The following is a 23666-nucleotide window of genomic DNA, read 5'->3' as shown; positions in this document are numbered from 1 at the left end:
AGTGAAGGAGGTCATGGCGATGAGAAAGAAGAGCGCGCTCGCATCCGGTTTATGGCTGTTGTTGATATTAGCGCTTCTCTGCTCCGCATGTGCCAAATCGGAAACGAATCGCTCGGAAGAGGAAGCGCCGGATGCGGAACAGCCGCGGCAAACCGAGGGTAACCACGCTGCAAATGGATATCCGATTCAGACGGATAAGACGCTGACGTACTGGGCGGAGCTGAACGGCAATGCCGGCAGCATTAAGCCGGGCTTTCAGGAGGTGCCCTTCTTCCAAGAGTGGCAGCGCCGCACAGGCGTGAAGCTTGATTTCATTCAGCCGCCGGCGAATCAGGCAAGGGAGGCGATCAATGTCCTGCTGGCGTCAGGCGAGCTGCCGGACATGCTCGAATACGAATGGGCCAGCTTTCCGGGCGGGCCTGAGAAGGCGATTAGCGACGGCTATATTTTGCGGCTGAACGATGCCATTGACCGATATGCGCCGAATTTGAAAAAATATTTGAGCGAGCATCCCGAGATCGATAAGCAAATTAAAACGGATGCCGGCAGCTATTATGTCTTCCCGTTCATTCAAGGGGATGATCTGCTGCGCACCTATCAAGGGCCGATTATCCGCAAGGATTGGCTGGATGAGCTGGGACTTGAAGTGCCGGTGACGATCGATGATTGGTATATCGTATTGAAGGCATTCAAGGAAAAGAAGGGCATTGAAGCGCCTTTGACCTTCTTGGGCGTGCCTAACCCGCTATTTGGCATTGAGAGCGGGGGGTTCGTCGGTGCTTATGGCATTAAAAAAGGGTTTTATCTCGATCAAGGCGAGGTGAAATACGGACCGCTCGAAGCGGGCTACAAAACGTTTCTAGCTTTGTTCCGCAAATGGTACGCCGAAGGGCTGATCGATAAAAATATTGCGACAGTCGACACGAAAACGCTTGATTCCAATATGATCTCAGGCAGAAGCGGAGCGAGCATATGGAATGCGGGCGCGGGCATCGGCACATGGCAGCCGATCGTTAAGGAGAAGACGCCGCAAGCACAGTTCGTGCCGGCTCCTTATCCGGTCCTGCACAAGGGCGAGAAACCGAAATTCGGGCAAAGAAGCTATATGTATATGGGCAGCGGCGGCGTCGCGATTTCGAGCAAAAGCACGAACGTAGAGGAAGCGGTGCGCATGCTTGATTTTGGCTATAGCCCCGAGGGGCATTTGTTTTTTAACTTCGGCATTGAAGGCGTCAGCTATGTCATGAAAGACGGCTATCCGACCTATACCGACTTGATTATGCGTAATCCCGATAAGCTTGCGCCATCACAAGCGCTTGCGATGTACAGCCGTGCGAGCTACTTTGGTTCCTTCGTCCAAGACACCCGTTACCTTGAGCAATATTATTTGCTGCAGGAGCAGAAGGACGCGATCCAAATTTGGTCAAATACCGATGCGGACAAAAACATGCTGCCGCAAATACCGAAGACAGAGATGGAGAGCACGGAGCTTTCGGCGATTATGCTGGATGTCACGACGCTTGTAGACGAAATGTCATTGAAAATCATTTTAGGCATCGAGCCGGTGGAGAGCTTTGACGATTATGTCGCTCAGATCAAGGCGCTGAAAATTCAGCGTGCCATCGAAATTCAGAAAACGGCGCTGGATCGCTATAATAAACGGTGATGCTGGAAGTGATCGTTCTTCGCTTATTTTCCGAATTTAGGGTAAGATTAAAGCAAGAAAGCAAATAGGAGTTGTTTAAATGTCGAAAGACGAAGTGATTTTGACCAAAGAAGGCTTGGCGCAGCTGCAAGCCGAGCTGGACGATCTTAAATATGTAAAGCGCAAGGAGCTTGCCGCACGGATTAAGCTCGCGATTAGCTACGGCGATTTAAAGGAAAACAGCGAATATCATTCGGCCAAAAACGATCAGTCGTTTATGGAGACGCGCATTCTTATTTTGGATAAAATGCTGAAGAAGGCTCGCGTCATCGAATCGGAAGCGCTGGATCTATCGAAGGTCAGCATCGGCTTGACGGTTATCCTAAACGATATTGAATTTTCGGAGAAAATTGAATATAAAATCGTAGGTACGGAAGAAGCGGACGTAGCCGAAAATAAAATTTCTTACGAGAGCCCGCTGGGCAAAGAGCTTCTAGGTAAACAAGTCGGCACCATCGTCAGCGTTAACGCGCCAATGGGCGTCATTAAATATGAGCTGCTAGAAATTAAAGCTACGTAATCATTCTTCCTCAAATAGGGGCTGCAGCGGTAAAGTCGAATCGGACTAAGCCGCTGCGGCCTTTTTTTTCCTCCTGCATATATCAGTTAAAATTTAAAAAAGTTTACAAATCTTTTACGGCACACTAATACTGGAGAAAAAGTCCGGCTGTATAATGGGGCAAAACAAGTAAACGAGGAGCCTCTATGACATCGGACCAAATTTCCCAATTCGAGAAAAAGATGATCATTCGAAATATTGAAAACGCAGATATCGAGAAGATCATTGCCTTGCAGCTTGTCTGTTTCCCCAATATGCATCCTTGGAAGATCAGCCAAATGGAAAGCCATATTCGCATTTTCCCGGAAGGGCAAATATGCGTAGAGCTTGATGGCGATATTATCGGCTCCTGTTCGAGTCTTATCGTTAACTTTGACGACTATTTGGAGCAGCATACCTATTCCGAAATTACGGATAAAGGTTTTATCCGCAATCATAATCCGCGTGGCGAGAGCCTATATGGGATGGAAGTCATGGTGCATCCCGATTACCGCCGAATGAAGATCGGAAGGCGGCTTTACGAAGCGCGCAAGCGCCTTGCGGAGAAGATGAATCTGAAAAGCATCATCGTTGGCGGGCGAATTCCCGGCTACCACAAGCATAGCAATGAAATGTCTCCGAGAGAGTACGCGGAGGAAGTATTGCAGCAAAACATCTATGACCCCGTGCTCACGTTCCAGATGATGAACGGGTTTACCTTGAAGCGGATCATTACGAATTATTTGTCGGATGACGATGACTCGATGAACTATGCGGCTCTGCTGGAGTGGAACAACATCGAGTACAAGCTAAGCAACAGCAAGACGCATTATAAGCTTTCTTTTCCCGTTCGCATCTGCGTCGTTCAATATATGATGAAGAAGATTGATTCCTTTGAGGAATTCGCCATGCAGTGCGAGCATTATGTCGATGTAGCGGCTGATTATAAATCGGATTTTGTTGTTTTTCCTGAAAATTTGACGATGCAGCTGCTGTCCTATCTCGAGGAGCGCTCACCCAGCTCTGCGGTACGGAAGCTAAGCACCTTTACGAAGCAATACGTGGAGCTGTTTACGGAGCTAGCGGTTAAATACAACGTGAACATCATTGGCGGCTCTCACTTTATTGAGCAAAATAATCGGATTTATAACGTCGGCCATTTATTCCGCCGCGACGGCACGATCGAACAGCAATACAAGCTGCATATTTCGCCGAACGAGCGCATGTGGTGGGGCATTAACGGCGGCTCGAAGCTGGAGGTATTCGATACCGATTGCGGCAAAATATCGATTCAGCTCAGCAGCGATATCGAATATCCCGAAATCTCCAGAATCGTTGCAGAGGAGGGGGCGCAGATCGTATTTGTGCCGTTCTGCGCGGAGGATCGACAGACTTTCCTTCGGGTGAAGTATTGCGCGCAAGCGCGCGCGATCGAAAACCAAGTGTTTACCGTCACCTCCGGAACGGTCGGCAACCTGACGCATGTGGATAATGTAGATATTCAATATGCGCAGTCAGGCGTCTATACGCCGACGGATTTCTCCTTCCCGCGTGACGGAATAGCAGGGGAATGCAGTGAAAATACGGAGGCGGTCATTATGGCCGAGGTAGATATGGAAATTTTGCAGCGGCACCGCAAATCCAAAGAGGTGTTAACGTTCCGTGACCGTCGAACGGATATTTACTCCTTGCAAATTCGTTCCTAGAGAAGGGGCTGGCTGCATATATGAACGTTTTAAGCGTCGCAACCATTCAGTATGAATTGACGTTCATCGAATCCGAAGAGCAGTTTTGGAAGGGATTAACGTCAACGATTAGCAAGGCGGCGGAGCAGGGTGCGGAGCTTGTTGTTTTTCCGGAATATATGACGGCCCATCTGCTCAGCTTGAAGCCGGCGATGTCTCATAAAGAGGCATGCCATTATTTAAGCAATTATACAGCGAAGTATATGAACTTTTTTTTGCAGAGCAGCCGGGCATTTGGCATCACCATTCTTGGCGGCACCCATATTTGCCATGAGGAAGACGGGTTTGTTAACAATGCTTACTTATTTTTCCCTGATGGAAGGGTAGAGGTACAGACTAAGCTGCATCTCACGCCAGAGGAGCGCAATAGCTGGTCCTTGGTGGCAGGAGATAGGCTGAACATGATCGAGTCGAAATGGGGCAAACTCGCGATCACGACATGTTATGATATTGAGTTTCCAGAGCTTGCCCGCATGGCGGCGGAGCAGGGTGCGCAGCTGCTGTTATGCCCTTCTTATACGGATTCAGCTTTCGGCTATTACCGCGTTCGCCACTGCGCGCAGGCTAGAGCGATCGAGAATCAGCTGTTTGTTGTGCTGAGCGGCATGGTTGGCTCGCTGCCTGAAGGTCTGCTTCAGGTCGATCAGGGCTATTGCCAGGCTGGCGTGTTTTCTCCTTGCGATTATCCGTTTTCCGAGCAGGGCATTCTTCAAGTTGGCGTTGTGAATGAGAGCGGCATGGCGTTGGCGGAGCTTGATTTTGCGATGCTGCAGGAGAACCGCGAGCATGGCGTGGTGGCCCCTTTTTATGACCGCCGACCGTCTTTATATCAATACGAGCCCGTAAAACTACTTCTAGGAGAGTGCTGAGCGATGGAATATTCCACATATGGCCGCCATGTTGCAGTTGACGCATGGGGAATTGCGTTTGATCATTTGAATCAGGCAGACAAGCTTAGCGCCCAAATGGTACAAGCTGCGGAATCAAGCGGAGCGAGCATTTTGTCCGTGCAGGTTAAGCAGTTTGAGCCGCAAGGGGCTACCGTGCTGCTGTTGTTATCCGAGAGCCATATGTCGATTCATACGTATCCAGAGAAAGGCTTCGCCGCGCTCGACTGTTATACATGCGGAACAGCGGTCGATCCAGACGTCGCGATCAAGGCGATGCTGGCGTTCCTGGAGCCAACCGAAACGTCCAATGTGAAAATAATCCGCGGAACCGGCGAGCTCCAAGTCGAGCATGCTCAGCTTGCGGTAGGCTAAACATATTCTGCGAAAAACAACGAGCCTTTAGAGTTCCCTCTAAGGCTCGTTTGACGTGCGGGAGTTTTAAGGTCAACGCTAGCGTGCTTAAAGCCTTGCTCATACGACTAGATCCGCCTCTAGCCAGCCGCAAACGATCCTACAACCTAAACTCACGGACTCCAACCTAATAACGAACTAATCAAGAACGGATCCCTTTTGCCTTTTGCTAACCGCAAACGGTTTCGCGAAGCGCTCCAAAACCAATTAACAGGAAAATCTCCTGCTAATTTTTCGATATGAAGCCGATTTAGAGCGCTTAGCGGGAAAATCTCCCGTTAATCTTGCATCTATCTAGTTACTCTCATCCTCATCCTCATCCTCAAACGCAGCACGATGCACCAGCCCAGCCACTCCACCCACATATAAGCGCACATATAGCCCCTCTACTTCATCGCCAACGCTATTGCATCTGGGAGCGAATTGACAAGAGGGGACGGTTGCTTTTACATTAATAGCAACAACAGTAAGCCATCGGATCATGGAACGGACATCTCAATAATCTCAATAAGAAAAGAGTGTGGGCAGTATGGGAAAGCAATTTGATGCGATGCTTCCGCAGCATGAGGCGTTTATCCGTCAGCAGCATATTTTTTTCGTAGGATCGGCACCGTTATCGGAGGAAGGGCATGTCAATATCTCTCCGAAGGGACATGATTGCCTAACCATTTTGTCCCCTAATCGCGTAGCCTATTTGGATCTGACAGGCAGCGGGAATGAAACAAGCGCGCATCTTGATGAGAACAAAAGAATAACGGTCATGTTTTGCGCATTTGAAGGGGCTCCTAATATTTTGAGATTGTATGGCACCGGAAAGGTTGTGCTGCCAGCAACAGCGGAGTGGGACGCCTTGTATCCGCTGTTCTCGCCGCTTCCGGGCGCAAGACAGATCATTGACATCGAAGTTCACAAGGTACAAACCTCCTGCGGCTACTCCATTCCGTTCATGTCCTATGAAGGAGAAAGAGAAACGCTTCAGCGTTGGTCGGTCCAAAAGGGCGAGGAAGGCTTGAAGGAATACTGGAAAGAGAAAAATACGAAAAGCATCGATGGGATGCCTACGCCTCTGGGCAAATCTCTATGAATGAAACGAGCGGAATAGCAGACACTATGATAGGCTATTCCATTCGTGTCACTAAAGGAGAAGGTATCTATGAAAAGCAGATTACTCATCGTCACGCTAGTATGCATGATTTTGGCTATTAGTGCTGCGCCCATAAGTGCTGATGCAAGCAGCAACCATCACCGAAATGGGCATGAGGGCTATTTAAGCCCTGCTGCTGTAAAGCTTAAGGAAGACTTGAGAAGGCTATGGATTGACCATGTAGTTTTGACTAGAAATTACATAGTGAGTGCGGTAGCCGGGCTTGAAGATCAGCAGGTTGTGCTGGATCGGCTGCTCAAAAACCAGCAGGACATCGGAAATGCGTTCAAGCCGTATTATGGCGAAGCAGCAGGCAATAAGATTGCTGAGCTCCTGAAGGAGCATATTTCGATTGCTGGCCAATTATTGACGGCAATGAAGAGCGGCAATCAAGCAGATGCCGATAAGTTCAATAAAGTCTGGCACAAAAACGGTGACGATATTGCGGCATTCTTAAGCAGCGCCAATCCGAATTGGACGAACAAGCAGCTGCAAGAGATGTTTTACGTCCATCTTCAACTTGTAACCGACACGATGATGGCCAGGCTTACGAAGGACTGGAAAGCTGATATTGTAGCGCTCGATAAAGGCGAGGACCATATGATCATGTTCGCGGATATCCTCTCGGATGGCGTAATCAAGCAATTTCCAAAGCAGTTCAACTAATGAAATAAGCACTCCAAAAAAGCTAATCTGTCAATGACGGGTTAGCTTTTTTTTGCTGTTCAAATGGTCAGAACCGACAGCATCACTGTCTAACCGCTCCATACACTCATTTTCCGACAAAAGTTGATTAGAAAAGATTAATGGGGACTGGGACTCTAGCTTGATGTATACTAACACTTTGTATGGCAAAGTAATACCAAGGGATGCGTTGCGTTAGCGACCATACAACAATAGCCAATTTTGTTTCCTAAAACCTTTTCTAGGAGGAGAGCAATTATGAATTATCATTTCTTTGTAGGCAACGATAACGGAAACAGTGAGCATGATCTTATTATCGACGGTAAACTGATTCAGCAGCCAAATGTGAATTGTACGGTGGACGAGCTTCCATGGAGCGAAGAGCAAACGCCGGAAAGTTTTGTGAAAAACTTGCAGGACCAGCTGGTTGTTACGATTGATTCGCCTGCAGCTAGACCGGGCATGTACTATGTAGGGAAGTTCGCTCTAGAGAGCGGAGAAATATTGGACAACCTTCAAATCGGCATCGATCTAAAAAGCGACATGGACCTTCCGGTCATCAATACGCTCGCTCAAATCGCGGCGATGGCAGTTCAAAAGGCGTATGACGAAGAGAAAAAAATCCCCGCGCAAATCGACGTGGAGGTGGATATGGCTACGGCGCTGCCGGTTACTCAGCATACGGACGAGACATCTGCGAAATTCGAGAAACGGTTCACTTCCGGCACGCATCATGTGACCGTTCATTTAGGCATTCAACGCGTAGCTGTAAAAATCGTATTCCCGTTCGCTAAGGTTGTACCGGAAGCGACGCCGGTTATTTTCACGCTTCAGAAGGATTCCGCTGGCGGCTGGAGAGAAGGCGAAATCTTTGAAGATTTCCTGCAATCCTATGGAATCGAGAAGAAATTTAACGGCAGCTTCTTCAAAGACAAGCGTATTCTTCATATCGATATCGGAGATGGCTCCACGGAGTATCCGATTACCGAGGGCAATAAGTTTTTGCGTCAATTCGTTCACGGCAGCCACCACGGCGCTGGTTATGCGATTGAAGAAGCTTTGCAGGAGTTCAACCGACTCATCCATTTACCGGATAGCCCAAGGCAGTTTTTCAGCGATGTAATCAAAAATCCGAAGCATAAATACCATGCGAGAGCTCTGAAAACATTAAAGAGACCGCTTGAAAGCCAAGTTAGGCAAATCGTTCAGCATGTCAAAAAACAGCTCACGAAAGCTCGCAATGAGATTGATCTTATCTGCGTATATGGCGGCGGAAGCATTTTGATGCGTTCAGTTCTATATCCGCAGCTGAAAGAGTTGTGCTCGGAAAGAGAAATGCAGCTGCTATATATTCCGGCCGAATATGCCGTTCTGCTTAATGCAATGGGGCTCGATGCTTTTGTGCGCGGCAAAATTTACGAAGCGCTCAAAAACAAAGCGGTACAGCCTGCATAAGCTGCATAACGCAAGCTTGGGCATAATCTAACGGATTCTGGTAGGTGATTGATATGAAAAAGACTAAGCTTCCCGGTGACAACATCAGCTTGAAAACCAAAAAAACAGAAGATCCATTAGTGATGCAATGGCTCAACTCGCAATCCAACCTAATGGATTCTCTGCGTTATTTGGTGGAGAATGAAATTGCATTGAACGGTGTTCGCAACTTGCAGGCCTTCGTTCCGACGGAAAGAAATATGCTGCAGGGCACACCCGCTTTGCAGCAAGCAGCAAGCGAATATCGTCCCTATGCAGCCGGCATAGAGCAAATGGCAGCAGCATCAGAAGCAGTTGAGGAAGTCGAAAAAGCACCTTCTGCGACTGCTCCAGAGCCGGTAGCTGAGGAAGAAATAGATGATGATGACATTGAAGCATGGAGTTAATGACATATTTTAGGTATTTCTGGCCATTTTAAAGCCGTTTTCAGCCTATTTTAGCAATGCAGAGTAATACTTAGTATTACAAAGTTATATTTAATAACACAAAACAATGCCAAGCATTATCAAATGATGCTTGGCATTGTTTTGTGTTATGATGAGCGTGGAACGATGAATAATCGGGATTGCCCGTACGACCATTTCAGTGACAAGGCAACCATTTCCTTGTACGATATGAGTATAAATGGAGGTCCGCAGAGAGGAGTATTCGATATAAAAGAGCAGAAAGCTTTTTATTATGAAAGCGCTGTAAATTTTATAGTGATCATCATATGCTGGGTTATGGTGTTTATCTTATCGGCGGGTTTTCTGATCGAATTCGAGAAAGGAACACGATCGCTTGTTTTTGTGCTTCCTATGTTGACGGTGGGATTTCTGTCCGTTATAGCCGGCACGATTTTTTACAAAATAAATCCGCTCACAAGATATGTGAGATACGCCACCTTTAGCGGCTTCTTCTTCATGTACGTGTTCACTTTATTGTCGGCAACGACGCCCGTTACGTTTACCTTTGTGTTCCCGCTCGTTACTTTATTTTGCCTGTACGTCGATCGATGGTTCATGATCATCGTTTGCTCCTTAGTATTACTGCTAAATGGCATATATATTGCGAACAAATTCATTCATGTTAACAAGCTTGAAATCGGCGAAGAAGCCTATAATCAATTTACGACGACGATGCTCATTCACACCTTTGTTTTATTGCTATTTATGTCTAGTTTGATTGCAATCGTGTATGTCTTCCACCGGCTAAGACAAGCGATGGATTATAAAATCCAGGAGGCGCAGCACGCGAGAGCAACCGGACAGAAGCTGTACGCGCAAGCGACAATCGATGATCTGACTGGCGTATTCAATCGCAGACATTTTGTCGAAAGAGTGGGAGAGCAGTTGAATGAGACAAGCGTGGGCTGTTCCCTGCTGCTGCTGGATATCGATGATTTTAAGAGGATTAACGATGTACACGGGCATTTGGCGGGCGACAAGGTGCTGATTACCTTCTCAAGCCTGTTAGCCAAGGTATATGCGGATTACGGCATTGTAGGCAGGGTAGGCGGCGAAGAATTTGCTATATTTCTGAAGGAGCGCTTCGCCGGCGATAGCGATGAGCGATCGGAGCGCTTGCGCAGGATGATAGAAGGCAGTGAAACCTGGATTAACGAGGAGAAAACGATTTCGGTAACAACCAGCGGAGGGCTAGTGAGCGCGAATAGAGACGGCATAACCTTTGAGGAGCTGTTTCAGCAAGCAGATAAAGCTTTGTATGTCTCAAAAAACGCGGGAAAAAACAGGATCACGCGAGCAGCGCCAATTGAATGAGTTGAGTATCCACATATAAACAAAAGAAAGAAGGAGGGCAATTGCCCTCCTTCTTCTTTTTTTCATATATTAGTACGCAAGTGCGAATAGACCGTGGATATGCGACAGGTAACGAACGTTACTTGCTTCCTTCATCAAGGATGCAGGCAAGCCCTTCAATTGTGTCGCGTTGCCGCCGATTGTACCTACGCCGTCTTTGCGGCCAAGGCTGCCAAGCGTTCCGGAGAATACGGGCACGAATTTATCCATAACGCCGCCTTTGATTTGAACCGCTAGGTTGTAGCCTACCGTTTCGCCCATTTGCCAAGCAAGCTGAGCTGTTGGAGGGTAAGGACGTTCGCTGCCTTCAGGGAATACAACCGCGCAGTCGCCAGCAAGGAAAACATCAGCATGCGATGTCGATTGCAGCGTTGGCGTCACGAGTGAACGGCCGCGATCTTCTGCAAGACCGCTGCTTCCGACAACAGGGTTGCCTTTTACGCCGCCAGTCCAGATGATGGTGCTGGACTCGATTGTACGGCCGTCTTTAAGCGATACGGAGCTTTTTGTAGCTTCTGTAATCGCAACGCTAGTAATGAAGTTAACGCCGCGTTTCTCAAGGCTTGTTACAGCGCGGTCGATCAATACTTTCGGGAAGATTGGCAGAACAGCTGGACCAGCTTCTACGCAATAAAGCGAAATATCATTGAAGTCGATCCCTTTGCTGCGGCAGACTTCAGGAAGTCTGTCTGCAAATTCGCCAACAAGCTCAACGCCAGTCAAGCCGCCGCCGCCAACAACGATTGTTGCGTCAGCTTTGTTGCCTGATTTTTTGTAAGCGTCAAGACGATCTTCAACATGCTTGCGGATGCGGTTAGCATCTGCAACGGATTTAAGAACAAGGCTGTTCTCTTCCAGACCTGGGATACCGAAGTAGTTCGTTTCGCTGCCTAGTGCAACAACGAGCGTATCGTACTTTTGTACTTGGCCGCTTGCAAGAAGAACTTGCTTCTCGTTTGGTTTAATCTCTTTCACCGAGTCAACGATGATGTTAACTTGCTTGTCGCCAAGAAGCTTGCTAAGCGGAAGAGCAACCGCTTGTTCTGCAATAGTATCCCCTGCAAGTCTGTGCAGCTCGGTAATGATTTGGTGAGTTGGGAAACGGTTAACGATTGTGATGCTAGCTTCTGCTGCTGACAAGTGTTTGCGAGCTGTTAGAGCAGTAAGTAGACCGCCATAACCGCCACCAAGAATTAAAATTTGCTTCGACATGTTCATCCTCCGTTCGTTCTATACGTATTCAGTGTTTATACTTTATCGTTTTTGCGTTCAGACAGCACACTAAGGAAAGCTTGCGCAAAGCGTAGCGTTTTTTGAACTTCCGGATCTTTCAGCATTTTCAACATAGCGAATAGGCCAACAGAGGAGCCAGCAGCTTCCTGCGAGCGCTCGCCAGCTTCGATTGCAGCTGTTGCGATACCTTTTGCTTTCTCTTGAACCGGTTTGACGAACTCACCGATACCTTGAGCGAAATCGTTGATCAACACTTTGTCTGTAGCGATGTTTTGTGCGAAATCATAAGCTTTGGTCATCAGAGTAACCATTTCAGCCAGCTTTGGAAGGTTGTCGACAAGCACAGTCAACGACTGTTGAACCTCCGGCTTCAATAACTGATCAAGTACATCTAACGTTTGTTTTTCTTCGGCGAGGCTAGCTGCAACCTCTTGTCCTGCAGATGATTGTGACATAATAGAATGTCCTCCTTTGCGTAAATTTGAAAGTAAGTTTTAGTCGCAATCGTGTCAGCCGCTAGAGGTTAGGATGCACCCAAAAAGATTGTTACACTTTTCACATAGTTTTCCGAAAAAATGTCTGTGTGCACGTAACGGTTTAATCCCCACTTGAAGAAGGGATAAGATAGCGAGTAGACGAAATCGGATTTGAACCCTTTGCTTCTATTCTACATCGTTTTCACCAAAAGTTAAAAAGAAATTTATAACTTTTTTCAAAAAAATATTTCGATGCGTTATCATAAACGGATAGCAGTTTATTTTTTGTCGATTTTACGCGAATTATCCCTATAGAAAGCGAGAGATCTATATGCAGCCTTTTACAAAAAGAGTCATTGAAATCATTAAAGCTATTCCAAAAGGCACCGTCATGACATACGGGCAAATCGCGGAGCAGGCGGGAAGCCGCAGAGGCGCCCGCCAGGTCGTTCGGATTCTTCATTCGCTAAGCAGCATCCATCAGCTCCCTTGGCACCGGGTGGTGAATGCCAAGGGCGAAATCGCTATACGGGATGAGGAAGCCCGTTATATGCAGTCGTTTTATTTGAATGAAGAAGGTGTAGAAACGAGCAAGGATGGACGTGTCGATTTGGACAAATACCGACATCACACCCATGCGGGGGAAGAAGATTTTTATCCGCATGAATAAGAAATTATGTTCACACAATACACACAACTAAGTTAATTTTTACCATATACAAATGATGCTTGTGCAACATTCCAAAATCCTCCTCGTCTAAAAACTGTAGGCCATTTCGATAAACATACACGAAGCATGATTCAGAATTGGAGGAATGACAGATGAACAAAATGTACAAAGTACTAGCAACAGCATCTATTTTTGCGATGGCAGCTATGCCGATGGCAGCGAGTGCACAGGACGTTCCGCAGCCGACGATCCATAACGGACAAGGACCTATCCAAAATCAATTTAAAATTGTACCGGGAACGATGGGTCAAATAACGGATTTCGTTAATGATAAAACAGGCAAATTCATTACCGTAACAGGCCGCAGCCTTGCTGTGGGCGACCAGAGCCAAATTATTCTTTCGATCACCAAAGATACGAAGATTGTGGACGCTAAAGGGAAAACGGTTCCATTAAAAACCATTATTGATGAGAAAAAGGTAGTTAAAGCATTCTACGGCGGTGCGATAACGAAAAGCATACCAGCACAAGGAACAGCTTTGACGCTTGTTGTTCAAGACCAAAGCTTTACGGCAATTGACGGTACCGTATCTGAAGTGCAGGAAAACGGGATCGTCGTAAAAGGCAAAGATATTTACACTTCAATCGAGGAAACCATCGTTTTGCATTTTGCCGACAAAGCACAGCTTCTGGATCAAAATGGCAAGGCTATTGAAGCCAGCGCGATCAAGGCTGGCATGAGCGTAAAAGCATTTTACGGTCCGGCCGTTACGATGAGCCTTCCGCCGCAATCAACTACAAAATACGTGGTGGTGAATACGACGGCTGACGAAACCGAGCAAAACGCTGTAGGTACAGACGGGATCATTACAAGCGTGGCTGACAATAAAATTACGGTAATTGGCAAGCCGATGGCTAAAGGCGGAGTGGATCATGTGATTCTAACCGTAGACGAGGAAACTCAAATTGTCGGGCTTGACGGCAAGCCTTTGACGCTAGACGCATTAAAAAATGATGTACGCGTCGAAGTGAACTACGGCGAAGTCATGACGATGATCTACCCAGCACAAACGACAGCTGACAAAATCGTTGTGAAAGAAACGGAAACAAACAAAATCGAAGGCACGGTCGTCGCTTCGGACCGCACTACGGAAGGCCAAGTTTACGTCAATGTAGGCTCTGACCAATCGACAGACAATGATGTCATTCTAAACATCTCCGAGGACACAAAAGTGATTCCGGCGCTTGGCGGAGAAACCGTACTTAGAGCAGGAACTAAAATTGTCGCTTACCATTCCAAAATAATGACAAAATCGCTTCCAGGCATTACAAATGCTGAAATTGTAATCGTCACTTCCGATGACAATGCAGCTAAGCCTAAACAATAATCGTCAAAAAGAAGAAAGCCGATCTCTAACTTTGAGATCGGCTTTTTTTGCTAGCGTCAAAACAATACCGTTAAATGTCTCGGCGCAGCGCTTGAAGGACGTCGATCTCCGTCGCGCGGCGGGCAGGGCGCATGCCGGACAAAATAGCGATGCCGATACTGATCGCCGCCGATACCCAGATCAGGGTGAACGGTATGTAGCTGAATACGAAGTTGAACGCTTCTTCCTTATTCTCATTTTGGCTGCTTAGAATGACAGGGATTATTTTATTCGCCGCATAGCTCACTAAGAAAGCGACTAAAGTGCCGATTAGCGTACCAACCACGCCGATAAAGCTGCTCTCCAGCAGAAAAATGCTGCGAATCGAGGAGGGTGAAGCACCAATTGCTTTCATAATGCCGATGTCCTGCGTCCGCTCCGTTACCGCCATCGTCATCGTGTTATAAATGCCGATTGCGGCGATCAAGACGGCTATCGCGCCTACGAATAATAGCCCTAGCTTAACGAACATGAAGATGGCGTCGACTTTGTTCAGCTCGTTGACCACCGAATAGACATTGTAGCCGGCTTCCCTAATTTTATCAGCGATTCCGCTCACATTTTGCATATCATCGGCGTACACCAGAACGTTCTGGTAGCGGTCAGATAATAGCTTGTCTTCCTCGGACAATATAGGTACGAATGATTGGAGCGCTTTTTCGTCCATGACAACGGTTTTGTCCTTCAACCATTCCTTTGGCGGCTGCTTTAGCACGCCTACGACCGTGGCATGAAGCTGTACGGACTGCTGAGCTGCTTTCTGATTGGCGTTCACAGGCTGCAGCAGCGTAATGTCGATCTTTTGATTCAGCAGACTTCCTTGATAGGGCTGCTCCGGCTTTGACGGCATAAGGAGGAACTCCGCAAAGTTATATCCGACTATGACCTCATGCTCGTTTTCCGGAAATCGGCCTTCAGACAGCTCAAGCTTCCCGTTCTTCTCCGTCTCCATAAAAGTGAAGACAGGCGAGCGGTCGATCTCGAAGGCATAATCACCAACCGCATATTTGGAGGTGAGATTAACGTCATTTTGCCGGACGACTGCCTCCACATGAGGAAGGCTTTCGAAAAAAGCAACCTGCTCCTTCGAGTATAGCGAGCTTGCGTAATTAGCCGACTCCGCCTGATTGGTTTTGCCGTAAATCGATATTTCTGTTATCTTGCCGTAAGACGTAATTTGCTCGGTTAAGCTCTGTTGAAAGCCGAAGCCGATGGATGCCAGCACCACAAGAAAGCAGCAGCCCATAGCCGTTGCCAAAATCGTCATAAACAGCCGCGATTTATTTTTTTTCATATTTTGCTTCACAAAACGGTATTTATCTTTCCATTTCATCTTTGTCCATCGCTCCTATATCGCCAATTGTCCGTTATGAATGGTCACCGAGCGGTGTGCAATCGAGGCAACCTCGGCATCATGCGTAATCATTAGAAACGTTGTGCCCCGCTGCTGATTCAAATGACGGATAAAATCAAGCACCGTCTGCTCCGTCTCGCTGTCGAGGCTTCCCGTAGGCTCATCCGCGAGAATAAGGGAAGGCCGCAGCACCATTGCCCGGGCAATACCTATGCGCTGCTGCTGGCCGCCTGACAGCTCGCTTGGGTAGTACTGCTCGTATTCACTCATGCCGACGAGCTCCATCGTTTCCTTCACCAGCTTCCCGCGCTCCTTCTCGTCTATCCCTTTAAGGGTGAGCGGCAGCTCAATGTTCTGGAAGGAGGTCATGCTCGGCATGAGCTGAAAGCTTTGAAAAATAAAGCCCATATGAGCTAGGCGGAATTTTGCCCATTGCGCCTCAGAATAAGAGGTGACATCGGTTCCGTTGATGCTAATGCTGCCGCTTGACGGCTTAATGTAGCCGGCAGCGAGATTAAGCAGCGTCGATTTGCCCGAGCCGCTTCGCCCGAGCACGGACACGATTTCCCCTTTAGCGACTTCGAGATTGACTTGGCTAAGTACGGGAACTGTTTTTTCGGTGCCTGCTTTTCCGATATGAAACTGATGGGATAAATTCTTTATTGTTATCAATGGAGCAGCATCCTTTCTTCGCTTGTAGAACGGGTGTAGCCGACTACTTTTATGGAAGACGGATGTTACGTTGAAAATGTAACGCGGCTGGTAATTTGGCTTTTTGAGGAAATTAACTTTTTTTAATAAAGCCTGATTTGAAACCCCGTATCCGAACCTTTATTATGGTATAGACCAATCGGAAGGGAGCATCATCATGACAACAGAACTTTCACCAAGCAATGTACGCAATTTTACCGTTTCTACTGAAATTTTTTACAACCCGAGCCTAGACATCTATTCGCAAATGATTTACATCGTGCTTAGCTCGAGCACAGCAGATTCTGCATCACTTACCATTGATGAGGTTGCCAAGAAAGGCCGTATGACAACCAAAAATGCAATAAAAGCGATGCAAGCCTTAGTTGATGAGCAGCTAATCCCACATAAATTGTTCCGCAAAATGATCGGAGAGTTCCAGGATGACCGTCTATCATGGGCGGCGAAGGGGCTGTTAACTTATTGCAAAGAGCATAAGGACATTACTTTGCCCGAGCTGCTGGCGCTCTCTGACCAATCGGGCGAGGACGAGCAAAGCATTCGGAAGGCATTGATGGAGCTTGAGCGCAACGGCTATCTAGAGGAGTTTCCTGAGCTAAGCAAGCTGGCGAATTAATAAAAATAGCAGGACGCATGCAGCATGGTTTGCGGCATATGTCCTGCTATTTTTTTGCTATTGCGGCTTAAGGCTTCGAGCTACTCCTTGCTTAAACGCTCCAGCATCGCATCGCCCTTCTTGCCTATTTTTACATACGCGAAGCGGGCGTTTTGCTCCGTTTCGGTTCCGGTGCCCTCGGGTACAAAATACGTTTCAATGCCGTAGTTAATGGTTCGCCAGCCGCTGGACGAGCCGTTAATGACGATCTCCTTGCTGGCTAGCTTTTCTCCGCTTGCATACAAACGGTCAAATACGTAAACGCCGTTGTCGCCTTCGCGAAGCACAACCTTGATACGGCTCAGGCTGCGGCGCGACTCGACTTCCTTGGCGAGATGTTCTGGCGGTGTTGAAATGCTGTAGCCGAGCCTTACATAATCGCCCTGCAAAATAGATCTAGGATCAATTGGCTCGATCGCCAGCTTAATGGATGTACCGCTCGCGAGCAGCGCTTCGCTCGTTGCGGCGTGGTAGCCGACATAGCCTAGCTGAAGCACGATGACGATGCCTATCAGAATAGGGCTTCTGCGCAGCAATCGGCTGTACTCGTCCGCACCCTCAGGTACGGCAGACCGCGTGCGGTAAGCAAAAACATAAGTAACCGCAATTGCAATGAGGCCGAGCAGAGCAAGCGTAATCGACTTATGCAGCAGCGTCCAGAACAAGTCGTAATATTTGAATGCGAGAAATACAAACCAGAATACTAAGCTTACCGTTGCTTCCATCACGCGGTTTCTTCGAACATAGAGGAAAGCTAAGGCTGTTACGACAATGAAGTTCAAAATATTGAACCATTCATACGAATTAGGGAAGATATCATCCATAAATGTAAGCCAGAACAGCAGGAGCAGCGTGAAGAACAGGCCGCATTCCCGCAAATGCTGCTTTAGGGGGCTTTCCCTCATGAGAAGGTGGCTTGCATAGATGAGCGCATTCAGGCTTGCCATAATGAACACGATGAAGGAAGCGGCGTGATGCACCGGTCCGAACAGCTGGAACAGCAGGATCGCGGCATTGAGATTAATCAGCGAATAGATGAATAGATGCTGTGCACGTCCGTGCAGGCTGAACCAGCCGGCAATCGTCACGGCTAAGAAGACCAAGGATAAGCCTGCTGTATCAATCCATGCGATAGCAATCAATCCCGCAGCGTATCCGATCGTTAGCACCGTATAGCGAATAACGGCATTTAGGCGGCGCAACACTAGAACGGGAAGAACGAATAAGAAGGAGATGACCAGCAATACGTTCTCTGGCGGAACCGAGCCTGCTGCCATAAGCACGAGGCCGATTAACGAGATGCTGCCGATTACTACGCCTACGATGGTGACGATCGTGGAGACGATTTTGCCAACGAGCACGCTTGTATGCTCTTCTGCTTCCGCTCCGTCTGCCTGCTTCTCCGTCGAAAGTGCTTGAGATCCAAGCTTGTTCAAATAGCGGAAGAAAAAGACGTTGCCTGTCAGCAGTATCGTGACAAAGACCAATCCCAAAACAAAAAATGTGGTGGAAGTATGCTCCGACATCAGCTCGAAAAACTTGAATACCGCGTACGCGGATGCGGCAAGCGCATTAAGCGTCAGCATGACTTTGTTCAAACGCATGCGGGTAAAGAAGAAAAATCCAAACGCGATGGCAGCTACGCAAAGGATATTCATCCACGGTCCATATTGCTCGTACAGCGTGGAATTCGTTAAAACGAGCAAGGAGATATGGAAAACAATGAAGCTTACGTACTTGAGCGGGGCAGATAGGATGACCTTTGCTTCAAGAAGCACGAACAGGATGAGATTGATTAGGGCAAACAGGCAGCCTATCATCAGAAGCTCGCTATCGGTATGAACGACATTAAGGGAGGTCGGGAAAAAATACTGCCACAAGGTTAAATGAACAAGCGCATAGGCTAGCAAATAAAACGGATTGAAGCGGGTAATCAAAGAAAACAGCAGCGCCGGGATCGACCATACGAGAAACAGCTCGTAGTTGTCGGCATGCGAATTATAAATTTGATTGAGAAGCGCCACAGCAGCGCCAAACGATATGCAGCCGCCGACGAGAAAGATAGCGGACAGAAAGGAATGGTGTCCAAGCATAAGTTTCATTTTGGAGAAGATGTAGCTTACGCCGTAGAACAGAACCATGATTCCAGCGGAAGCTAAAATTTTATCGGCGCGGGCAAGGCCGCCCCAATTGGCTGCGAAGAAGTAGATGATGGCAGCAAGCAGCAGGGACACGCCCATGAGGAAGCCGACACGCGTAACGTTTAACCGAAGCATTGCACTCACATGCCTTTCTTGTTGGTATGTCTTGTATTATAATGACCTATTCGATTGCCAACTAGTACTCACTTTTTGTAGTACCGTGATCTATAACTTGTACCCTGGTACCCATGTTTTTAAGCGGGAGGAAGCGCAGCAATAAGGTTTATAGATCAAAAGGCAAGGTAGTGTGCTATTCTTAAGGGTACGAATGAATGAACCATAAAAATGCAAATGAGGTCTATAGATGAGTGAAACAACATTTTCGGATTACGCTTTAAGCAGTGAAATCGTACGGGCACTCGAAAGCTTGTCCTATGAAACGCCGACCGAGGTTCAGCGCGAGGTTATTCCTGTTGCGCTTGAGCAGAAGGATTTGGTCGTAAAATCACAAACCGGGAGCGGCAAGACGGCGGCTTACGGCATTCCGCTATGCGAGCTGGTCGATTGGAATGAAAACAAGCCGCAGGTGCTCGTCCTAACGCCAACTAGGGAGCTTGCCCTGCAAGTGAATGAAGATATTACGAATATCGGCCGGTTCAAGCGGATCAAATCGATGGCCGTCTACGGAAAGGCGCCTTTTCATATCCAGAAGGCAGAGCTTAAGCAGAGAACGCATATGGTTGTAGGCACGCCGGGACGGGTGCATGACCATATCGAGCGGGGAACGCTTGCGCTGGAGCGCATCAAATATCTGGTCATTGATGAAGCGGATGAGATGCTGAACATGGGCTTTATCGAGCAAGTGCAGGCGATTATTCAGCAGCTTCCGGCGGATAGAGTGACGATGCTGTTCTCCGCTACATTCCCGGAGGATGTGGCTAAGCTATCGCGCAAGTACATGAATGAGCCGGTACAGGTGGAGATCAAGGCTGCTGGGCTGACGACGGCAACGATCGAGCACTCGGTTATCGAAGTGAAGGAATCGGACAAGTTCGCTTTGCTGCAGGATGTCATGGTCGTCGAAAATCCCGACAGCTGCATCATTTTTTGCCGGACGCAGGAGAACGTGGATCAGGTGTTCAGGCAAATGGCCGAGCAGGAGTATCCGTGCGACCGCATTCACGGCGGGATGGAGCAGGACGAGCGCTTTGAAGTCATGAATGCGTTCCGCAGAGGGCAATTCCGCTATTTGGTCGCTACCGACGTTGCAGCCAGAGGCATCGATATTACGAACATTACCCATGTCATCAACTTCGATATCCCGCTTGAGAAGGAAAGCTACGTCCACCGGACGGGCAGAACGGGACGAGCAGGCAAGACGGGCAAAGCGATCACCTTCGTTGCGCCAAAGGATGCAAGAAGGCTCGCTGAAATTGAGGGCTACATCGGATTTAGCATTCAGAAGGCGAAAGCTCCCTCGGAGGAGGCGGTTGACCTTCGCAGGGAAGATTTTGAGCAGAAGATCAATGTTGGGCCTGTCCTCAAAAAAGACAAGCGCGAGCAGCTGAATAAGCAGATCATGAATCTTAATTTCAACGGCGGCAAGAAGAAGAAGCTGAGGGCGGTCGATTTTGTCGGCACAATCGCTAAGATCGAAGGCGTATCCGCAGATGATATCGGTATTATCACGATCCTCGATAACGTGACGGATGTGGAGATTTTGAACGGCAAAGGGTCGCTCGTGCTTGAAGTGATGAAGAACACGACCGTTAAGGGCAAGCAGCTGAAGGTTCGCAGAGGGAACAAAGCTTAAACCGTGAACAAGTGAGGGGAGCATCATGGAAAGCCTCATCTACCAGGTCGTCTTGATGGCGGTGGCCGCATTCGTGCTGGTCGCCGTCCTTTTGATCGTTTATGCAAGCTGGCGAAACGGCATCTCGCCGATGCCTTCATCCGCACCGGTGCGGCGGGCGGTCGTTTCAGCCATGAGACAGCTGCCAAGCCGCGGCGTCATGGTGGAAGCCGGCTCCGGCTGGGGGACGCTCGCGCTTCAAGCAGGAAGAGCCTTCAAGGGCTGGCGAATGATCGGCATCGAAAATTCAGTTATCCCCATGTGGATATCTTCTCTCGCGGCAAAACTCAATAATCAGGCGAATGTTTCGTTCATTCGGGGCGATTTATACACATATTGTTACCGGGATGTGGATATGGTTGTGTGTTACCTGTATCCGGGGGCGATGCGGCGTTTAAGCGTAATTTGGCGGAGCCAGCTAACGCCCGGCTCCCATGTCATAAGCGTATGCTTTGCGCTTCCGGATTGGGAGCCACAGCAGGTCATTACTTGCCGCGATTTCTACCGTACTAAGGTTTATATTTACGCTGCTTAGATGCTTCGCGTGAAGGGGGTTGACTTGATGCTTGAGGATTTGAAGGAGCAGTTTGGCGATATCGATATTTATTTGTTCGATCAACTGCTTAAGGGACGAATTACGAAGGAGATGCGTATCCTTGATGCGGGCTGCGGCTCGGGCCGAAACTTAACCTATTTGCTGCGCAGCGGTTATGAGGTGTATGCGACGGATCGCTCGGAGGCTGCCATTGAACAGGTACAGGCTCTTGCAGCGGCAATTGCGCCGGCTTGGCCTGCGGAGCGGGCACGCATAGAAGCGGTTGAGCAAATGAGCTATGCGGATGAAAGCTTTGACTTTATTATTAGCAGCGCGGTGCTGCATTTTGCGGAGAATGAAGAGCATTTTGACCAAATGGTTCAAGAGCTTTGGCGAGTTCTGAAGCCCGGCGGACGTTTATTCGCGCGCCTTGCTTCTTCGACTGGCATGGCATCCAGCATGCAGCCGATTGGGAACGAGCGTTATCTGCTTCCTGACGGAAGCAGACGTTTTCTCGTTAATGATGACCGGCTTCTGGCTCTGACCGAGAGGCTGAAGGGCCAATTATTCGAGCCGCTCAAAACCGTCATCGTATCAGGCAAGCGCTGTATGACAACTTGGTGTATTCAGAAGGCGGAATAGCTGCTTATTCTGCTTATTCAAAATCCTCGAGAACAACCTTGCCGACCATACTGCCGGACTCGACCAGCTTATGGGCTTCGCGCAGATTGGCGGCGTTAATCGGCGATAGGCGTTTGGCGATTGTCGTGCGCAGCTCTCCTTGATCGATCCGCTTAGCCACCTCATTCAGCAGCTTATGCTGCTCATCCATATCTGGCGTTTCATACATCGATCTGGTGAACATAAGCTCCCAGACGAAGGTTACGCTTTTGTTCTTCAGCAGCGTTAAATCGATTGGCGTGCTCATCTCCACGATGGAGCAAATTTTGCCTTGGGGCATGATGGCCTTCTCCATATTCGCCCAGTGCTGATCGGTTTGGTTCAAGCAAAAAATATAATCGACGGAAGAAAAGCCAAGCGCTTGAAGCTGGGGCACAAACGGCTCATGATGATTGATCGTATAAGCAGCTCCGTATTCCTTAGCCCAATCCGCTGATTCTTTTCTCGAAGCGGTGCCGATAACGGTGAGGCCTGCTGCGCTTGCGAGCTGCGTTGCAATGGACCCGACTCCGCCTGCGGCGCCGATGATCAGTATTGACTTGCCCTCGTTTTGCTCGCGGCTGTGTGCTACGCCCAGACGGTCGAATAAGCCTTCCCATGCGGTAATCGCGGTAAGCGGCAGCGCTGCTGCCTGCGCGAAGTCGAGCGATCGCGGCTTCTTGCCGGCGATGCGTTCATCCACGAGGTGGAATTCACTGTTGCCGCCAGCACGCGTAATGCTGCCCGCATAATAGACTTCATCTCCAGGCTGGAAGAGCGAGCTTGCGTCGCCAACCGATTCGACGATTCCAGCGACATCCCAGCCAATGACGCGCGCATCCGGCTCGACCTTCTCTTTGGGCGAACGTACTTTCACGTCTACCGGATTAACGGAAATGGCTTTGACTCTCACCAGCAGATCTCGCCCTGTAGGAGCAGGTTTATTTATATGCAAATCCAAAAGGCTTTCCGCGTGTTCAATCGGTAAATAACGGTGGAAGCCAATCGCTTTCATTTGTGTCATGTTTATCAATCCTCTCTAATTTGCTAGCCGCAGCCCCAGTATAAGTGTTAACATACGGTTATGTAAGTACGCACATTTCTGTATTGTAGTATCAGTTTGTATACTATTGGGGAGGCGACACGGCTTTATGAGTGATCGTATAAAAGAATATACCGAGTGTTCGCCAAGCGAAGGCTGTCCTGTGGAATTCACGTTAGATGTAATCGGCGGGAAGTGGAAGGGCGTCATTCTTTATCATTTGATCGATGGAACAAAGCGGTTCAATGAGTTCCGCAAAATATGCCCGAACATCACGCAGCGGATGCTGACCCTTCAGCTTAGAGAGCTTGAGAATGACGGAGTCGTTCATCGCGAGGTGTATCGGCAGGTACCGCCGAAGGTGGAGTATTCGCTGACCGAATTTGGGGAAACGTTGAAGCCGCTTATCCTCCAAATGAAGCATTGGGGCGAAACCTATAAGGATAGATTGCTTATTCTTTCTGATCAACGCAGGAGCCAATAATCGGCACCTAAAAATA

The 23666-nt window shown here is 48.4% G+C and carries 23 protein-coding genes; 17 read left to right on the top strand and 6 right to left on the bottom strand.

The genetic code is table 11. The annotated features are described in order from the left end of the window. Positions 1-19: 19 nt before the first annotated feature. From A7975_RS26330 to A7975_RS26280, 10 genes are all read left to right on the top strand, one after another. A complete protein-coding gene (locus tag A7975_RS26330) occupies positions 20-1666 on the top strand; it encodes an extracellular solute-binding protein (protein ID WP_065387097.1) in 1647 nt (548 codons plus the stop codon). A gap of 79 nt (positions 1667-1745) precedes the next feature. Then, the gene (gene greA, locus A7975_RS26325) at positions 1746-2225 is read left to right on the top strand and encodes a transcription elongation factor GreA (protein ID WP_053373530.1); all 480 of its coding nucleotides are present in this window, start codon (positions 1746-1748) and stop codon (positions 2223-2225) included. A 185-nt stretch (positions 2226-2410) separates the two neighbouring features. After that, on the top strand, positions 2411-3949 hold the full coding sequence (locus A7975_RS26320) for a bifunctional GNAT family N-acetyltransferase/carbon-nitrogen hydrolase family protein (RefSeq protein ID WP_053373531.1): 1539 nt from the start codon (positions 2411-2413) through the stop codon (positions 3947-3949). A gap of 20 nt (positions 3950-3969) precedes the next feature. Then, entirely contained in the window at positions 3970-4857 is an 888-nt protein-coding gene (locus A7975_RS26315) for a carbon-nitrogen hydrolase family protein (protein ID WP_065387096.1), read from the top strand. 3 nt (positions 4858-4860) lie between these two features. After that, positions 4861-5250, top strand: coding sequence for an adenosylmethionine decarboxylase (speD, locus tag A7975_RS26310; protein WP_065387095.1), 390 nt, complete (start codon positions 4861-4863; stop codon positions 5248-5250). A 568-nt stretch (positions 5251-5818) separates the two neighbouring features. Next, positions 5819-6373 (top strand): pyridoxamine 5'-phosphate oxidase family protein, encoded by a 555-nt coding sequence (locus tag A7975_RS26300; RefSeq protein ID WP_065387094.1) that lies wholly within the window; start codon positions 5819-5821, stop codon positions 6371-6373. Between the two features lie 69 nt (positions 6374-6442). Continuing rightward, a complete protein-coding gene (locus A7975_RS26295) occupies positions 6443-7099 on the top strand; it encodes a glycosyltransferase (protein ID WP_065387093.1) in 657 nt (218 codons plus the stop codon). A 276-nt stretch (positions 7100-7375) separates the two neighbouring features. Continuing rightward, positions 7376-8572, top strand: a complete 1197-nt coding sequence (locus A7975_RS26290; protein WP_053373538.1) for a ParM/StbA family protein — start codon at positions 7376-7378, stop codon at positions 8570-8572. Positions 8573-8625: 53 nt separating this feature from the next. Beyond that, positions 8626-8997, top strand: a complete 372-nt coding sequence (locus A7975_RS26285; RefSeq protein ID WP_053373539.1) for a hypothetical protein — start codon at positions 8626-8628, stop codon at positions 8995-8997. A 165-nt stretch (positions 8998-9162) separates the two neighbouring features. Further along, on the top strand, positions 9163-10371 hold the full coding sequence (locus A7975_RS26280; RefSeq protein ID WP_065387092.1) for a GGDEF domain-containing protein: 1209 nt from the start codon (positions 9163-9165) through the stop codon (positions 10369-10371). Between the two features lie 69 nt (positions 10372-10440). On the opposite strand, the gene A7975_RS26275 is transcribed toward A7975_RS26280, so the two are convergent. Together A7975_RS26275 and A7975_RS26270 are read right to left on the bottom strand one after the other, a co-directional pair. Further along, complete coding sequence (locus tag A7975_RS26275) at positions 10441-11622, bottom strand: NAD(P)/FAD-dependent oxidoreductase (protein ID WP_053373541.1); 1182 nt, start codon at positions 11620-11622, stop codon at positions 10441-10443. A gap of 35 nt (positions 11623-11657) precedes the next feature. After that, a complete protein-coding gene (locus A7975_RS26270; protein ID WP_053373542.1) occupies positions 11658-12098 on the bottom strand; it encodes a DUF1641 domain-containing protein in 441 nt (146 codons plus the stop codon). Between the two features lie 352 nt (positions 12099-12450). Here A7975_RS26270 and A7975_RS26265 point away from each other — a divergent pair, with 352 nt between their 5' ends. Together A7975_RS26265 and A7975_RS26260 are read left to right on the top strand one after the other, a co-directional pair. Beyond that, positions 12451-12789 (top strand): MGMT family protein, encoded by a 339-nt coding sequence (locus A7975_RS26265; protein ID WP_065387091.1) that lies wholly within the window; start codon positions 12451-12453, stop codon positions 12787-12789. A gap of 152 nt (positions 12790-12941) precedes the next feature. Then, on the top strand, positions 12942-14177 hold the full coding sequence (locus A7975_RS26260; RefSeq protein ID WP_065387090.1) for a peptidase: 1236 nt from the start codon (positions 12942-12944) through the stop codon (positions 14175-14177). 70 nt (positions 14178-14247) lie between these two features. Here A7975_RS26260 and A7975_RS26255 read toward each other — a convergent pair whose 3' ends face one another. Beyond that, positions 14248-15549: an ABC transporter permease gene (locus A7975_RS26255; RefSeq protein WP_065387089.1), complete on the bottom strand. Its 1302-nt coding sequence runs from the start codon at positions 15547-15549 to the stop codon at positions 14248-14250. 15 nt (positions 15550-15564) lie between these two features. Continuing rightward, the gene (locus A7975_RS26250) at positions 15565-16242 is read right to left on the bottom strand and encodes an ABC transporter ATP-binding protein (RefSeq protein ID WP_065387088.1); all 678 of its coding nucleotides are present in this window, start codon (positions 16240-16242) and stop codon (positions 15565-15567) included. 196 nt (positions 16243-16438) lie between these two features. Here A7975_RS26250 and A7975_RS26245 point away from each other — a divergent pair, with 196 nt between their 5' ends. Continuing rightward, positions 16439-16897 carry a hypothetical protein gene (locus A7975_RS26245; protein WP_053373547.1) on the top strand — a complete coding sequence of 153 codons (459 nt, stop codon included), beginning with the start codon at positions 16439-16441 and terminating at the stop codon, positions 16895-16897. A gap of 80 nt (positions 16898-16977) precedes the next feature. Here A7975_RS26245 and A7975_RS26240 read toward each other — a convergent pair whose 3' ends face one another. Then, positions 16978-19212, bottom strand: a complete 2235-nt coding sequence (locus A7975_RS26240) for a GDYXXLXY domain-containing protein (RefSeq protein ID WP_176707822.1) — start codon at positions 19210-19212, stop codon at positions 16978-16980. Positions 19213-19441: 229 nt separating this feature from the next. On the opposite strand from A7975_RS26240, the gene A7975_RS26235 reads away from it, so the two are divergent. Genes A7975_RS26235 through A7975_RS26225 form a run of 3 tightly spaced genes read left to right on the top strand, consistent with a single transcriptional unit; the run spans position 19442 to position 22106 of the window. Continuing rightward, positions 19442-20890, top strand: a complete 1449-nt coding sequence (locus tag A7975_RS26235) for a DEAD/DEAH box helicase (protein WP_065387086.1) — start codon at positions 19442-19444, stop codon at positions 20888-20890. A gap of 25 nt (positions 20891-20915) precedes the next feature. Then, entirely contained in the window at positions 20916-21464 is a 549-nt protein-coding gene (locus tag A7975_RS26230; RefSeq protein ID WP_065387085.1) for a class I SAM-dependent methyltransferase, read from the top strand. A gap of 27 nt (positions 21465-21491) precedes the next feature. After that, the gene (locus A7975_RS26225) at positions 21492-22106 is read left to right on the top strand and encodes a class I SAM-dependent methyltransferase (protein ID WP_065387084.1); all 615 of its coding nucleotides are present in this window, start codon (positions 21492-21494) and stop codon (positions 22104-22106) included. A 13-nt stretch (positions 22107-22119) separates the two neighbouring features. On the opposite strand, the gene A7975_RS26220 is transcribed toward A7975_RS26225, so the two are convergent. After that, on the bottom strand, positions 22120-23148 hold the full coding sequence (locus tag A7975_RS26220) for a zinc-binding alcohol dehydrogenase family protein (protein ID WP_053373551.1): 1029 nt from the start codon (positions 23146-23148) through the stop codon (positions 22120-22122). Positions 23149-23275: 127 nt separating this feature from the next. Here A7975_RS26220 and A7975_RS26215 point away from each other — a divergent pair, with 127 nt between their 5' ends. Then, complete coding sequence (locus A7975_RS26215; RefSeq protein WP_065387083.1) at positions 23276-23650, top strand: winged helix-turn-helix transcriptional regulator; 375 nt, start codon at positions 23276-23278, stop codon at positions 23648-23650. Positions 23651-23666: the final 16 nt, after the last annotated feature.

The sequence above is a fragment of the Bacillus sp. FJAT-26390 genome, from assembly GCF_001682865.1.
Classification (GTDB): domain Bacteria; phylum Bacillota; class Bacilli; order Paenibacillales; family Paenibacillaceae; genus Pristimantibacillus.
This window is presented reverse-complemented; position numbering and strand designations above follow the sequence as displayed.

What these genes read in the sequence shown, in the direction of transcription:
- A7975_RS26240 (WP_176707822.1), bottom strand. Translation starts at nt 19,212, where the DNA reads ATGCTTCGGTTAAACGTTACGCGTGTCGGCTTCCTCATGGGCGTGTCC.
- A7975_RS26270 (WP_053373542.1), bottom strand. Translation starts at nt 12,098, where the DNA reads ATGTCACAATCATCTGCAGGACAAGAGGTTGCAGCTAGCCTCGCCGAA.
- A7975_RS26285 (WP_053373539.1), top strand. Translation starts at nt 8,626, where the DNA reads ATGAAAAAGACTAAGCTTCCCGGTGACAACATCAGCTTGAAAACCAAA.
- A7975_RS26225 (WP_065387084.1), top strand. Translation starts at nt 21,492, where the DNA reads ATGCTTGAGGATTTGAAGGAGCAGTTTGGCGATATCGATATTTATTTG.
- A7975_RS26300 (WP_065387094.1), top strand. Translation starts at nt 5,819, where the DNA reads ATGGGAAAGCAATTTGATGCGATGCTTCCGCAGCATGAGGCGTTTATC.
- A7975_RS26220 (WP_053373551.1), bottom strand. Translation starts at nt 23,148, where the DNA reads ATGACACAAATGAAAGCGATTGGCTTCCACCGTTATTTACCGATTGAA.
- A7975_RS26245 (WP_053373547.1), top strand. Translation starts at nt 16,439, where the DNA reads ATGACAACAGAACTTTCACCAAGCAATGTACGCAATTTTACCGTTTCT.
- A7975_RS26260 (WP_065387090.1), top strand. Translation starts at nt 12,942, where the DNA reads ATGAACAAAATGTACAAAGTACTAGCAACAGCATCTATTTTTGCGATG.
- A7975_RS26275 (WP_053373541.1), bottom strand. Translation starts at nt 11,622, where the DNA reads ATGTCGAAGCAAATTTTAATTCTTGGTGGCGGTTATGGCGGTCTACTT.
- A7975_RS26265 (WP_065387091.1), top strand. Translation starts at nt 12,451, where the DNA reads ATGCAGCCTTTTACAAAAAGAGTCATTGAAATCATTAAAGCTATTCCA.
- A7975_RS26230 (WP_065387085.1), top strand. Translation starts at nt 20,916, where the DNA reads ATGGAAAGCCTCATCTACCAGGTCGTCTTGATGGCGGTGGCCGCATTC.
- A7975_RS26255 (WP_065387089.1), bottom strand. Translation starts at nt 15,549, where the DNA reads ATGAAATGGAAAGATAAATACCGTTTTGTGAAGCAAAATATGAAAAAA.
- A7975_RS26320 (WP_053373531.1), top strand. Translation starts at nt 2,411, where the DNA reads ATGACATCGGACCAAATTTCCCAATTCGAGAAAAAGATGATCATTCGA.
- A7975_RS26330 (WP_065387097.1), top strand. Translation starts at nt 20, where the DNA reads ATGAGAAAGAAGAGCGCGCTCGCATCCGGTTTATGGCTGTTGTTGATA.
- speD (WP_065387095.1), top strand. Translation starts at nt 4,861, where the DNA reads ATGGAATATTCCACATATGGCCGCCATGTTGCAGTTGACGCATGGGGA.
- greA (WP_053373530.1), top strand. Translation starts at nt 1,746, where the DNA reads ATGTCGAAAGACGAAGTGATTTTGACCAAAGAAGGCTTGGCGCAGCTG.
- A7975_RS26295 (WP_065387093.1), top strand. Translation starts at nt 6,443, where the DNA reads ATGAAAAGCAGATTACTCATCGTCACGCTAGTATGCATGATTTTGGCT.
- A7975_RS26315 (WP_065387096.1), top strand. Translation starts at nt 3,970, where the DNA reads ATGAACGTTTTAAGCGTCGCAACCATTCAGTATGAATTGACGTTCATC.
- A7975_RS26290 (WP_053373538.1), top strand. Translation starts at nt 7,376, where the DNA reads ATGAATTATCATTTCTTTGTAGGCAACGATAACGGAAACAGTGAGCAT.
- A7975_RS26280 (WP_065387092.1), top strand. Translation starts at nt 9,163, where the DNA reads ATGAATAATCGGGATTGCCCGTACGACCATTTCAGTGACAAGGCAACC.
- A7975_RS26215 (WP_065387083.1), top strand. Translation starts at nt 23,276, where the DNA reads ATGAGTGATCGTATAAAAGAATATACCGAGTGTTCGCCAAGCGAAGGC.
- A7975_RS26235 (WP_065387086.1), top strand. Translation starts at nt 19,442, where the DNA reads ATGAGTGAAACAACATTTTCGGATTACGCTTTAAGCAGTGAAATCGTA.